The sequence below is a fragment of the uncultured Methanobrevibacter sp. genome (assembly GCF_947166415.1).
GTDB lineage: Archaea > Methanobacteriota > Methanobacteria > Methanobacteriales > Methanobacteriaceae > Methanocatella.
Window position 1 is genome coordinate 47,260 of sequence record NZ_CAMVEE010000009.1, and the last position, 12,684, is coordinate 59,943.

12 protein-coding genes are annotated in these 12,684 nt (G+C 37.2%); 8 read left to right on the forward strand and 4 right to left on the reverse strand.

The features are described from left to right. The first annotated feature begins 71 nt into the window (after positions 1–71). Complete coding sequence (locus Q0W25_RS03095; protein WP_297826108.1) at positions 72–320, forward strand: hypothetical protein; 249 nt, start codon at positions 72–74, stop codon at positions 318–320. Positions 321–329: 9 nt separating this feature from the next. Here the strand turns inward: Q0W25_RS03095 and Q0W25_RS03100 are convergent, their stop codons facing one another. Continuing rightward, positions 330–1,007: a reductive dehalogenase domain-containing protein gene (locus Q0W25_RS03100; RefSeq protein WP_298518774.1), complete on the reverse strand. Its 678-nt coding sequence runs from the start codon at positions 1,005–1,007 to the stop codon at positions 330–332. Positions 1,008–1,106: 99 nt separating this feature from the next. Here Q0W25_RS03100 and Q0W25_RS03105 point away from each other — a divergent pair, with 99 nt between their 5' ends. The 3 genes from Q0W25_RS03105 (at position 1,107) to argB (ending at position 3,767) form a co-directional block, all read left to right on the forward strand. Then, positions 1,107–1,733: a TetR/AcrR family transcriptional regulator gene (locus Q0W25_RS03105; RefSeq protein ID WP_297826102.1), complete on the forward strand. Its 627-nt coding sequence runs from the start codon at positions 1,107–1,109 to the stop codon at positions 1,731–1,733. Beyond that, a complete protein-coding gene (locus Q0W25_RS03110) occupies positions 1,734–2,828 on the forward strand; it encodes a radical SAM/SPASM domain-containing protein (protein ID WP_297826100.1) in 1,095 nt (364 codons plus the stop codon). A 75-nt stretch (positions 2,829–2,903) separates the two neighbouring features. Continuing rightward, complete coding sequence (gene argB / locus Q0W25_RS03115) at positions 2,904–3,767, forward strand: acetylglutamate kinase (protein ID WP_298518778.1); 864 nt, start codon at positions 2,904–2,906, stop codon at positions 3,765–3,767. 56 nt (positions 3,768–3,823) lie between these two features. Here the strand turns inward: argB and Q0W25_RS03120 are convergent, their stop codons facing one another. Together Q0W25_RS03120 and aksF are read right to left on the reverse strand one after the other, a co-directional pair. Continuing rightward, a complete protein-coding gene (locus tag Q0W25_RS03120; RefSeq protein WP_298518781.1) occupies positions 3,824–5,293 on the reverse strand; it encodes a class I adenylate-forming enzyme family protein in 1,470 nt (489 codons plus the stop codon). Beyond that, the gene (gene aksF / locus Q0W25_RS03125; protein WP_297826091.1) at positions 5,294–6,283 is read right to left on the reverse strand and encodes a homoisocitrate dehydrogenase; all 990 of its coding nucleotides are present in this window, start codon (positions 6,281–6,283) and stop codon (positions 5,294–5,296) included. A 184-nt stretch (positions 6,284–6,467) separates the two neighbouring features. Here aksF and Q0W25_RS03130 point away from each other — a divergent pair, with 184 nt between their 5' ends. From Q0W25_RS03130 to Q0W25_RS03145, 4 genes are all read left to right on the forward strand, one after another. Further along, positions 6,468–6,932 (forward strand): HEAT repeat domain-containing protein, encoded by a 465-nt coding sequence (locus Q0W25_RS03130; RefSeq protein WP_298518785.1) that lies wholly within the window; start codon positions 6,468–6,470, stop codon positions 6,930–6,932. Positions 6,933–7,189: 257 nt separating this feature from the next. Next, positions 7,190–8,107 carry a glutamine amidotransferase family protein gene (locus Q0W25_RS03135; protein WP_298518788.1) on the forward strand — a complete coding sequence of 306 codons (918 nt, stop codon included), beginning with the start codon at positions 7,190–7,192 and terminating at the stop codon, positions 8,105–8,107. A gap of 8 nt (positions 8,108–8,115) precedes the next feature. Further along, complete coding sequence (locus Q0W25_RS03140; protein WP_298518791.1) at positions 8,116–8,784, forward strand: tributyrin esterase; 669 nt, start codon at positions 8,116–8,118, stop codon at positions 8,782–8,784. A gap of 12 nt (positions 8,785–8,796) precedes the next feature. Next, positions 8,797–10,287 carry a glutamate synthase-related protein gene (locus tag Q0W25_RS03145; protein WP_298518795.1) on the forward strand — a complete coding sequence of 497 codons (1,491 nt, stop codon included), beginning with the start codon at positions 8,797–8,799 and terminating at the stop codon, positions 10,285–10,287. Positions 10,288–10,368: 81 nt separating this feature from the next. Here the strand turns inward: Q0W25_RS03145 and Q0W25_RS03150 are convergent, their stop codons facing one another. Further along, positions 10,369–11,961, reverse strand: coding sequence for an AarF/ABC1/UbiB kinase family protein (locus Q0W25_RS03150; RefSeq protein ID WP_298518798.1), 1,593 nt, complete (start codon positions 11,959–11,961; stop codon positions 10,369–10,371). Positions 11,962–12,684: the final 723 nt, after the last annotated feature.

Consider the following 12,684-nt stretch of genomic DNA (forward strand, 5'->3'; position numbering starts at 1 on the left):
CATACTACTAAATTTTTTCTAACCAATAGCTATAAGTATTACTTAATTTAAGTATATTTAAAGGTGATATTATGACAAACCTTGATAAAGAAACCGAAGAAAAAATCTTGGCTATTGTAGAAAAATACCAAAAAGAGAACACAAAACTTCTGAACTATCTCATTACTGATGATGAGATTACATTTTTCTCACCAATCGGTAACGGCAGCGAAATAACTGCCAGTGACTTGGCTAAAGTCGCAGATATTCTTGACGGATCCTTTGTAGGGATGGAAATCGTAAATCAGGAATACAGATTCAAATTTAAAATGGGTTGTTAAACACTCATTTTATTCTTTTTTTAGATATTTTTGTGTGAGCTTGCATTCGCACATGCATTTTGTACAGCCCAATCCATTCATATATTGGTCTATGACATATTCCTTGCATGCTTCAATGTCGATGATGTCCTCCCTATTCAATCTGTCGTTCCACTTTTGTGGGTTGATTGCGTTTACGGGACATGCATCCTGGCAGTTTGTACAGTCGTCGCACTGTGAATCTGTAATTGGTGTTCCAAAATCAAGGGGCATGTTGGTCAATATTCCGCCCAATGCCACCATTGATCCGTATTCGGGTGTTACAAACAATGCTGAACGTCCAATCCATCCGAGTCCTGATTTGGTAGCTATTGTCTTGTAAGGCAGGATGCTCAAAAGCTTTTTCATGTCACATTCGTTTCTCTGCATTGTCAGGGCAAAGGCATCATATCCAAGATTTTTAATGTACTCTTCTCCTTTGAGGGAAATTTCAGTCAATTCAGCTATCTTCGAGTGGAAACATTTCCAGTAAGACTGATAATCTTCCTCTTCGATGTAATGCATTGCCTTTTTAGGCAGTTTCAAAACTAGACTAATTCCATTGGGCAAATCAATAAATTCGCTGGCCATTCCTTCAACATTTGCATAGCCAACTTTGCTAGCGCCTAAATTTAGAAGATAATCTTTAACGTTGTTCATCTCAGGCATGATATTTAATATGATTTAAGTTTTATAAATGATTTATTCAGGGTTAATTTTATATACTGGTAAATCAAACAATATACTAACGAACGGTAGGTAGGTAAAATGGGCACTAAGGAAAAGATTTTTGATGCGGCTTTGGATTTGTTTTCAAAAAAAGGTTACGATTCCGTTTCACTTAGAGAAATTGCAGATGAAGTGGGAATTAAAAAAAGTTCAATTTATAGCCACTATCCATCCAAAGAATCGATATTGATGGATATATTCGAATATTTTACAGACTTTTTCAAATATGATGAACTTTTAAACAGTAATGATTTTTCACTGTCCTCCAAAAATAAGCTGCTTCTTGAAAACCCTGAACGATTTTATCATAACGGATCTGAAGCCATAAGGGGAATGTTACTGCAGGAAAGAAACCTCAAGATTTTCAAATTGATATTTATTCAGATTCATTACAACGAAAATATACGGCTGTTCTTTCAGGAAGAAATGCTTGAAAAGCCGCTGATGTTCTGGAGAGAATTTTTCACCATTCTAAAAGAAAACGGAATTGTCAAATCCGGGTGCAATCCAGAATTATTGGCTAAGGAATACTACAGTTTCCCGATATATCTGCTCATTGAGCTTTTCGCCAAATATGATGACATTCCCAAAAGCTCATTGGATGACTTCTTTAGGCAATCAGAAGAACATGCCCAATTCCTACTTGACTCCATAAAGGTGAAATAGATGGAAGACAATTTCAATATTCAAGATTATCTGGCCGGAGGTGTCGAATTGATTTTAAAGGACGCCTTTCGCGCTTCACTGAAAAATCCAAAGGAAAGCCTATTTCTAGTCAAATTTTCTAAATATGCAAAAAAGGCCACTAAAATCCGGCAAAAGTACAGTGAAAATGGTAAAAATATTCCGGTTTTCCTAATAGCAAGCATCACAAGCAGCTGCAACCTCCATTGCACAGGCTGTTACTCAAGGGCCAATAATGCATGCAGTGATGATGTTCCTTCAAATCAGCTTAGCGGTGATGAATGGGGAAATATCTTCAGGCAGGCGAAGGAAATTGGAGTAAGCTTCATTGTTCTTGCCGGTGGAGAACCGATGATTAGGGAGGACGTCATAGTTAAGGCAAGCGAATTTCCTGAAATACTGTTCCCCATATTTACAAATGGAACAATGCTGAACGATGAGTATCTGAAACTGTTTGATGATAATAGAAATCTTGTCCCGATATTGTCCATTGAAGGGGATGAAAGAATAACCGATTCAAGAAGGGGGGCAGGTGTTTACAAGCAATTGGTTGATTCAATGGAATTGATGAGAATGAACAATGTCATTTTTGGTGCTTCGCTTACATTTACAAAGGGAAACATATCTTCTCTCGTTTCAAGGGAGTTCATTGATAAGTTGCATGATTTCGGATGCAAGGTGGTATTTTTCATTGAATATGTTCCTGTTAAAGAGGAAACTGTGGGGTTGGCACCCGGAGATGATGAAAGGGATTTGTTATTAAACGAAATCACCAAACTGCGCCGAGAGTATTCGGACATGCTGTTTTTGTCATTTCCTGGAGATGAAAAGACATCTGGCGGGTGCCTGGCTGCCGGAAGAGGATTTTTCCACATCAATTCCCATGGAGGTGCGGAACCTTGCCCGGCTTCGCCTTATTCTGATATGAATGTAAGGAATGCATCACTTCTTGAAGTCTTGGAGTCAAAATTATTTAAATCTCTTAGAGATGAGGGCATTCTTATGGATGAGCATGAAAGCGGTTGTGTTCTATTTGAAAATAAGGAAAAAGTTGAGAAATTATTGAATGACGGTTAATTGATGAGTTTATTATTTTGATTTTAACTATAGGTTTTATAAAGGAGAAAATAAAATATTAAATGTAGTGATTAGATGAAAGATATTGATGTTTTAATTGAAGCTTTACCATATATCAAAAAGTTTCATGGCGAAAAAATTTTAATAAAGTATGGTGGACATGCAATGGTGGATGATGAAGCAAAATCATCTACAGCTCGCGATACTGTTTTACTCAAATATGTAGGAATGAAACCACTTATCGTTCATGGTGGAGGTCCTGACATTTCCAGATCAATGGATAAGCTTGGAAAGGAACCTAAATTCATTAAAGGTTTAAGGGTAACCGATGAAGAAACTATGGAAATTATCGAAATGGTTCTTGTCGGTAAAATCTCAACAGACATTGTATCAGAACTCATCAAGCATGAAGGTCAGGCAATCAGCTTGTCCGGTAAAGATTCAAGCTTAATATTTGCCCACAAAAAGGGAGCAAGCAAAATCGATGAGGAAATCGTTGATTTAGGGCTTGTTGGTGAAGTGGACTGCGTTAATACAGATTTGCTTGACATGTTCTTGGAAAATGATTATATTCCAGTCATATCTCCAGTAGGTATCGCAGAAGATGGAACCAGTTTAAACTTGAATGCAGATACTGCAGCAGGTGAAGTTGCAAGTGCAGTCGGTGCTGAAAAATTGATTATCCTGACTGATGTTCCTGGTGTTTTAAGAGATCCTAAAGACCCAAGTTCTTTGATTCAAAAAATAAAAGTGGACGAAGTTCCTGCTTTAATTGAAGATGGCATCATATCTGGTGGAATGATTCCAAAAATAGAAACCTGCGTTAAAGCAATTGAAAATGGAGTCATATCCTGCCATATCATTGACGGACGTAAAAAGCACTCCTTGCTTTTAGAAGTATTTACCACTGACGGTATCGGAACTATGATTGTAAAATAATCATAGTCTTTTTTTTCTTTTTATTTTTCTATCGGTTTAATCAATATACTTTTTTTTTAAGATTTATACATTTCACGAAGTTCTCTTCTGAGAAGTTTCCATCCGTTTACTCTTGGAAGTTCATCTAAAGTAAATATCTTCTTTGGAACTTTGTATCTTGACAGGTTTTCACGTGCGTATTCGATTAGTCCTTCTTCATCAGCTTCATTTTCCCAAACAACGGCTGCAACAGGTATTTCTCCCCTATGACAATCATTTATACTAAAAATAGCTATTTCCTTAACAGCAGGATATTTTATTAGCACTTCCTCCACTTCTGTTGGATAGATTTTCCATCCGCTCATTACAATCATATCCTTTTTCCTGTCGGTAATGAACAAACGATTGTCCTCATCAAGGTAGCCTACATCTCCGGTCAAGAACCATCCGTCATCTAAAAATGATGCTTTTGTTTTTTCTTCATTTCCCCAGTAGCCTTTAGCAACTGCAGGACCCCTAAGTGCAATTTCGCCCTGCTCATAGTGAGGTATTGTCTTTGTAGGGTCATGTTCATCAACAATTTTGACTTCTGAAAAACAAACTGGATGGCCTACACTTTCAAATCTGTCGGCTTCCCAGTAGTCTTCCGGTCTGATAACTGTTCCGGTTCCTATAACGATTGTTTCTGAAAGACCATAAGCATTTATGATTGGTATCTGGTAAGTCTGGTGGAAGTCTTTCCATATCTTTTTGTGCAACGGACCTCCTCCGGAAATGATTTCACGAACGGTTTTCAGGTGTTTTCTTGCATCCATTGTAGTTAGGGAATGGATTACAGGAGGCATTCCGCTTAGGACTGTAACCTTTTCGGTCTCGCACAGCTCGAGATATTCATCAATATTGAACTGTTCGATTAAGATGTAATAAGCGGCTGCCCTTAGGGCTGAAATTGCCCAAGAAAGGCCAACATGGGCCATAGGGTAAATTCCTAAAAACACGTCATCTTGCTTTAGTGTCAAAACGTCGCATTCATTGTGGATTGCAGTAAAGTAATTTCCATGAGTAAGCATTGCTCCTTTAGGTTTGCCTGTTGTTCCTGAAGTGTACTGCAATTGACATAAATCATCCCAATCTGTGTTTTCAGCTTCCAGGACTTCACAATCTTTAAGACTGGAAATATTTTCAGGGATGTAAGTGGGGATATCGATTATATTCTTCGCTTCTATATCTGTAATCATTAATTTTGCTTGTGAATCGTCAACTATGTATTCAAGTTCTGATGCAGTAAAGACCCTATTTGTTGGGATGGCTATTGCGCCTATTCTCCATATGGCAAAAAGTGAAAACAGGTATTCCTCTGAGTTTTTCAGATAAATCAGAACTCTGTCACTTTTTTCGATTCCCAATTCTTTTAAGTCACGCCCGATTTCTGAAACTATTGATAATATTTCTCCTGAATTATATTTGTTGCCTGTTGTTGGGTTGTATAAAACGTCCTTATCCAAACGTTTTGAATTTGCATCTAAAAAAGTAGTGATATTTAACATTTAAATTAACTCCTTAACAATAGCTTTTGTTACATCCATTGTACAAGCGTCCCCTCCCAAATCAGGAGTCCTTATCTTGCAGTCTGCCATTACCTTTTCAACTGCATTTTTGATGTCGTTTGATATTTCCCATTCTCCCAGATAGTCAAGCATCATTGAAGCGGACAGTATCATTGAACATGGGTTTGCAATGTGTTTTCCCGCAATGTCCGGTGCTGAACCATGCACGGGTTCAAATAATCCGTTATGGTCTCCGATGTTTCCGGATGGTGCAAGTCCAAGTCCGCCCACAAGCCCGGCACTTTCATCTGAAAGTATGTCTCCGAACAGGTTGCTTGAAACGATTACATCAAAATTTTGGGGTTGTGTAAGCAGATACATTGCCATTGCATCAACGTAATAATCTTCAGATTTTATTTGAGGATATTGGCTGGCGATTTTATAGAAACTTTCCTTAAAGACGCCGTCGGTCTTTTTCAATACATTGCTTTTGTGAACGCAAGTCACCTTGCTCTGTTCCCTTTTGATGCAAAGATTGAATGCGGCCTTTGAAATCCTTTCTGATGCCTTTCTTGTGATGTGCCTTTCGGCAATCATTTTATTCTCATCACCGTATTCCACCTGAGAATAAAGGCCTTCTGTGTTTTCACGAACGATTACAAAATCAATGTCGTCACGAATGCAGTTGACTCCCCTGTATGATTTGATCGGTCTGATGTTGGCATAAACGTTCAATGCCTTTCTTAAGTTGATAATTGGGCTAGGCTGGCCGGGGGTTGATGTGGATGCTCCAAACAGCACTGCATCACTTTTGTTGGCCATGTCTATTGTTTCTTGAGGCAATGTTGTTCCATTTTTGTTGAAGCAGTCAAAACCTGCTTCACCATATTTAAAAGAGAATTCCAAATCCAGTTTATCGAGTAAAAACTCACAGGCATCCATTACTTCAAGGCCTATTCCGTCTCCACTAATTATCGCAATATCATACATTCTATTCACTTAACAATTTTTTCGTATATTAATAATATTTATTTTATTGTATTTAATGTTAGGTTTACTGTCCAAAAAATTTGTTCGTATACTATCGAAATACTTTTATATTACTAAAGTTATAATAATATATTAAGTACATAAATAAGTGCAGATTTCCTTATTGAATTTGTGAGGGATTAAAATGGAAGAGACTATCAATGAATTAATTGAATTATTAAACGATAAAGATGACTTTGTTGTTGAAGATGCAATGGGACAATTGGAATTGAAAGGTGCTGAAGCACTTGACCCTTTAATTGATGCATTATCAAGCAGAAAGAAAAATATCAGAATGCATGCAGCTACCCTTTTAGGAGCAATCGGTGATGAGAAAGCTATTAATCCATTAATTGAAACTCTTAAAGACAACAACAAATTAGTTAGAAGGGAAGCTTCTACCTCATTAAGCCGTATGGGCGAACCTGCAGTTGAACCTTTAATCGCTACTTTGGAGGATGAAGACTGGAGAGTAAGAGGTGCTGCAGCCTGGTCTTTAGGTAACTTGAATGATGAAAGCGCTATTCCAGCTCTTGAAAAATTGCTTGATGACGAATCAGGTTATGTAAGGCAGGGTGCACAAAGCGCTATAGATTCAATTAAGAAATAAATATTATTTCTTACATTTCTTTCTTTTATTCTCATTTAAATTGACATTATGAAAGCTTTTTGAATAATCACTCAATTTTTTTACTTATTTTATTATTTTTTCTGAACATTGTATATTATATTTAAAATATTAATGGATTTTTTCAGAATTTTTTTGAGTCGGAAGGTATTTTCCAACAACTTTATATACTACTATAATTATACTATAATACGGAAACCATATTCCGACTAAAATTTTTATTTCAAGGAGGGTTTGATTTGTGCGGAATCGCAGGAATAGTTTATAAAGATAAGAAATTACACGACATTGGAAATGATATGACCAACATGCTCCACCAACTGCAGCATAGAGGCCCTGATTCAGCAGGATACTCTATTTATGGTGGAACAGGACTTGAAGAAAACGAGTATATCCTAAAAATTCAAGTAAAAGAAAATGAAAAGCTACTCAAAAAAGTTAAAGACACAATTAATTTTTTAACTCCAATCAAAAACGATGCCATTTTGCCTTCTGTTGGAGATTCATTCATTTACAAATGTAAAATATCTTTAAATGACTTTTCCGAGCTGAAACCGTTAATTACAAAAGTCGACTTGATTGACGATGTGATAGTCATTAATGGAAGTCATGATTTTGAAATGATAAAGGACGTAGGTTCCGTACTTGAAATTGCAGACAGGTATGATGTAAGAACTGTAAAAGGAACACATGCGATAGGCCACACCCGTTTTTCAACCGAAAGTGGTGTTGACAGATACCATGCACACCCTTTCCAGACTTATATTGTCCGTGACATATCTGTAGTTCATAACGGTCAAATCACAAACTATTGGAAAATCAGAGATCCTTTAGAAAGGAAAGGCCATGTATTTGAAACATTCAACGATACTGAATGCCTTGTTCACTACATTGCCGACAAGCTTGATACAGGATACAGCCTGGAAGAAGCACTGGAACAGTCTGTAGAGGACATGGACGGGCCTTTTTCATACATTATTGGAACCCCAAACGGAATAGGGATAGCTAAAGACAAGTTAGGCTTAAGGCCGGGAGTAATGGCCGAAACTGATGATATATTTGCAATCGCATCAGAAGAGGTATCCCTAAGGGAAGTAGTAGACACACACCATGTTGAGCAAATCTCTCCTGGTGAAGTAATGGTATATGAGATGTAGGTGATTGGATGAATGTAATGGAAATAGATGCAGAATTGTTAAGCCCTCGTGAAATAAACTCACAGGTAAAAGCTGCTGCCTGCGAATATGACAAGATTATCATTAAAAATCCTAACGCTAAACATTACCTCATTGCCGGAGTTACAGAAGATGTTGAAATTGAGCTTGACGGCTCAGTAGGATATTTTGCAGGAAGCATGTGCGACAAGCCGAAAATCAAAATCAACGGAAATGCAGGTTGGTTTGTCGGAGACAATATCACCGATGGAGAAATAATAGTCGAAGGCTCAGGTGGTGACGGTGCAGGTCAGGGAATATACGGCGGCACAGTCATTGTAAAAGAGTCAGTCGGTTCAAGAACCGGAGAAATCATGAAAAACGGTACAATAATCATTGGAGGAAACTCCGGATTCATGACAGGAATTTTCATGATGGGTGGGCGCATCATAATATTGGGTGATGTCGGCGATGATGTCGCAGAATCCATCATACGTGGTGTAATCTATGTCAAAGGAGAAATCAAAAGTTTAGGTTACAATGCAAAGCTAGAGGAACTAACATTTGAAGATACATTGGAGCTGGAAGAGACTTTAACCAAATATGGCATGGATGTTGATGATTATTCAGAGTTTAAGAAAATTGTTCCAGAAAGTACAAGGCCATTTTACGGTCATTAGGAGTGTTTAGATATGCCATATAGAGTAGAAAGAAATCCTGAATTATGCAAAAAAAATTTTGGCCGTCCAGGATGTTGCTGGTATTTATGTGATGACAGGGATGAAAAAATATGTGGAAGATGTTTTTCATGCTTTAACAATTGCCCTCATGGAGTTTATGAAATCATTCAGGGTGATCCGTATCCATTGAATCAGGAAAAATGTGTAGGGTGCAGAATCTGCCTTGAAATGTGTCCGAACCGTGCAATTGAAGTGAACGCGATTCCGGAAGATGCAAGACAAGGATGGGGATTCCCGGACATTGTTGAAATTGTAAGGCAGGCACAGACAGCTTCATATAAGCTCAGAAGTACCGGTGCCTTAAGGAAAATACCTGACTTCGATGATTTGGTGGTCATTCCGGCTCAGGTTTCAAGACCTCCTATTGACAAATATCGGGAACCTTGCGGAACAGATGTTGTTTTGGGGGACAGATTTGCGGAAAATCCTATAAAAATCGATACTCCAATCATGATTGGGGCAATGTCATTCGGGGCTCTTTCAAAAGAGGCAAAAATGGCTCTGGCTATTGGGTCATCTCTGGCAGGAACAGTCACAAACACTGGTGAAGGCGGAATGCTTCCTGAAGAGAGGGAATTGGCAGATAAGTTGATCGCCCAATACGCATCAGGAAGATTCGGTGTTTCTGCAGACTATCTCAAAAAAGGGGATGCAATTGAAATCAAGATAGGTCAAGGGGCAAAATCCGGAATGGGAGGACACCTCCTAGGTGAGAAAGTAACAGCAGAAGTGTCAAGAATCAGAAACATTCCTGAAGGTTCAGATGCTCTTTCACCTGCAAGGCACATGGATATAGTAGGGCCTGAAGATTTAAGCATGAAAATATCACAATTACGTGAAATAACTGATTGGAAAGTTCCTATCATGGTCAAATTCGCATCAGGAAAAGTTGCATCAGATGTAAAAATTGCAGCGAAAGGTGGCGCTGACATAATCGTTGTCGACGGTATGCAGGGCGGTACCGGTGCAGGACCTGAAGTTATTATGGAACATTCAGGAGTCCCATCCATCGCATCAATCGTGGAAGCTGATATGGCACTTAAGGAAATCGGCTTGAGGGACCAAGTGAGTCTGGTTGCAGCTGGGGGTGTTCGTTCAGGTGCCGACCTGGCAAAAGCCATTGCACTTGGAGCGGATGCGGTTTATATTGCAACTGCAGCATTGATTTCAATCGGCTGCAGGGTTTGTCAAATGTGTTATACCGGAACATGCAGAAAAGGAATAGCTACACAGGACTTGTCCCTAAGACACAGGCTTGACTATAAGGAAATGGGCAAAAACGTAGCCAATTACATCAATACAATGACTGATGAGGCATGCATGCTGGTTCAGCAAGCTGGAAACACACACATAACCAAATTGGAAAAAGAGAATTTAAGGTCACTTAGCCTGGAGGCATCAGCATTGACTGGCGTTCCTATGGCTGGTGTAGGTAGAATTTAGGGATTGAGTTCTCTAAATTATTCTATTTTTTTAAAAAAAAGTTAGGAAATATTGTCTAGGTGACAATATTAACTTAAATATTTAATTTCTAATGTATTTTATAATTAAATATGCTCCGAGAATTGCGCTGAATACGAATCCGATGAATCCTATTGCGGATACGTCCCAAACTTTTGGACCTTTATCTGCCAGGATTGCAATGGATGAACCTATAAGCAATGCAGCCACAATCAGTGAGATGGACAATTGGTTTTTCAAGTCATCCAAACCGGTATGGTTCATATTTAATTCCAATTCACCTTTTTCGACCTTATCGAGAGTGCTGTTGAGTCTGTCAGGTAAATCTTTTAATAAATGTTCGATTTCAATAATATAGTTAAATCCGCCGCCAACAATGTTTCCAGGCTCAAATTTACTTTTAATCATATCTTTAGCGAATTTTTCAAGTTCTCCGGTAAGATTGAAGTGTGGGTCTAATTTGTCTCCAGCCTCCTCGATGAGGATTATTCCTCTTCCAATCATTACGAATTCTCTTGGAAGGACGATGTTGTGGTTAATCATAACATTCATCAAATCATCAAAAATACCATCCATTTGGTCCATATCGACGCCAATGTAAGAATTCAACAGGTCATCGACATCTTCTTTGAACTCATCAGTGTTCTGCTCAGGGGTGATGATTTTCATATAGAGCAACTGATTGATTAAATGATGTGAATTACCATCTAAAAGAAGCAATATCAATTGGGCGAAGTTGGATCTGAAAGTATCATTTACAACACCCATCATTCCGAAATCGATGTAACAGAGTCTATTGTCACGAGTTACAAACAGGTTACCTGGGTGTGGGTCCGCATGGAAAAATCCATCAATTAAAACTTGTTTTAAATATGATTGTGTTCCATACTGGGCAATTTCAGTATTGTTGATGCCCTCAATTTCCTTACCGTATAAATCAGGCAATTCATATCCGTCAATGAGTTCCATAGTAATGAGTTTGGAACTGCAGTATTCCGGATATACTTCAGGTATCTTGATATATTCAATGTCTTCAAAGTTTTTGGTTATTTTTCCAATGTTTTTAACTTCTTCCATGTAGTTAAGTTCTTTAAAGATTGACCTTTCAAATTCCTTAGCCATTGCAGGCAGGTTATATGTCCTGGATTTGGTAACGTATTTATCCACTGTTCCGGCTAGGTTGTTCAATATTTTCACATCAGGCACAATAACGTCATAAATGCCCGGTTTTTGGACTTTAACAGCAACTTCCATGTCTGTTTCTTTTAATGTTGCCTTATAAACTTGTCCGATTGATGCGGAACCGAGAGGTTCTTCATTGAATTCAGAGTAGACTTCTTCCAATGGCCTTCCAAGTTCCCCTTCAATAACTTCCCTTATTTCGTCAAAAGGAGTGACTGGAGTATTGTCTCTTAGCAATTTCAAATCATCAGCGATTTCATTACCGACCATATCCGGCCTTGTGGCTAATAGCTGACCTAACTTAATGAATGCTGGACCTAACTCTTCCATCGCATACCTTAAGTCTGAAATTTCAAAGTCTTCATCGACTTCGTCTTTCAACAGTTTTGCTAAGTGATGTCTTTTAGCAACACCTATAATTTCATCAAAACGTTTTCTTGCAACTTTTTTTTCCTTCTTTTGCCATAGAATCATTTCCTTTTTAATTTAGGATATTTTTAAAAAAGTTTCGAGAGACCTCAAAAATATTCAACGGTTATTTTTGCTGTTCTGCTGACTGTTTTATAAGTGCCATCTCCAGCAAAATTTATTCTTATTCGAAAGCTCCTTTTTTTATTTGTGGTTACTTTTGCAGCTGCAACACCTTGAATTTGTTTAGATGAATTATTTTCAGTGTTGAGTCTGAAAGTAATTTTTTTTTAAGAACTTTTCCTAAACATATTAATATTTTTATTGAATGTTTATATAAATATCAATTTTAACTGAAGATATCCTGTTTTTTTTCAGTAATGTGCTATAAATTTTAATATTGTAAAATATTATATTATTTTAATTATATGATTATTAATTTTATATAATTGTTTAATTTTTATTTAGATTTATTATTTTTTGCAAAATTAATTGGAAAATTTTTCTATAAATAATAAAAAAAGATAAAAATATCAATCAAATGTAAATTTTTAAATCATAGTAAATGTCATTTTCGCATTTAATCTGCATAACTCATTCATGATTTTTTTTCGATTGGAGTTAGGGAAAATGAACGTTGTCATTTTTTTTATTAAAGAATTATCATTTTCTTTTAAAATCAGGAGGCAATATTATTTTCATGTGCATGTGAAAGTAATGTTTGCTGATTGTTAACTTTTTTCTTATTAATGTAAAAAATATTCACCATTTCTATTTTTTTTCAAAACA

What these genes read in the sequence shown, in the direction of transcription:
- Q0W25_RS03095 (WP_297826108.1), top strand. Translation starts at nt 72, where the DNA reads ATGACAAACCTTGATAAAGAAACCGAAGAAAAAATCTTGGCTATTGTA.
- Q0W25_RS03100 (WP_298518774.1), bottom strand. Translation starts at nt 1,007, where the DNA reads ATGCCTGAGATGAACAACGTTAAAGATTATCTTCTAAATTTAGGCGCT.
- Q0W25_RS03105 (WP_297826102.1), top strand. Translation starts at nt 1,107, where the DNA reads ATGGGCACTAAGGAAAAGATTTTTGATGCGGCTTTGGATTTGTTTTCA.
- Q0W25_RS03110 (WP_297826100.1), top strand. Translation starts at nt 1,734, where the DNA reads ATGGAAGACAATTTCAATATTCAAGATTATCTGGCCGGAGGTGTCGAA.
- argB (WP_298518778.1), top strand. Translation starts at nt 2,904, where the DNA reads ATGAAAGATATTGATGTTTTAATTGAAGCTTTACCATATATCAAAAAG.
- Q0W25_RS03120 (WP_298518781.1), bottom strand. Translation starts at nt 5,293, where the DNA reads ATGTTAAATATCACTACTTTTTTAGATGCAAATTCAAAACGTTTGGAT.
- aksF (WP_297826091.1), bottom strand. Translation starts at nt 6,283, where the DNA reads ATGTATGATATTGCGATAATTAGTGGAGACGGAATAGGCCTTGAAGTA.
- Q0W25_RS03130 (WP_298518785.1), top strand. Translation starts at nt 6,468, where the DNA reads ATGGAAGAGACTATCAATGAATTAATTGAATTATTAAACGATAAAGAT.
- Q0W25_RS03140 (WP_298518791.1), top strand. Translation starts at nt 8,116, where the DNA reads ATGAATGTAATGGAAATAGATGCAGAATTGTTAAGCCCTCGTGAAATA.
- Q0W25_RS03145 (WP_298518795.1), top strand. Translation starts at nt 8,797, where the DNA reads ATGCCATATAGAGTAGAAAGAAATCCTGAATTATGCAAAAAAAATTTT.
- Q0W25_RS03150 (WP_298518798.1), bottom strand. Translation starts at nt 11,961, where the DNA reads ATGATTCTATGGCAAAAGAAGGAAAAAAAAGTTGCAAGAAAACGTTTT.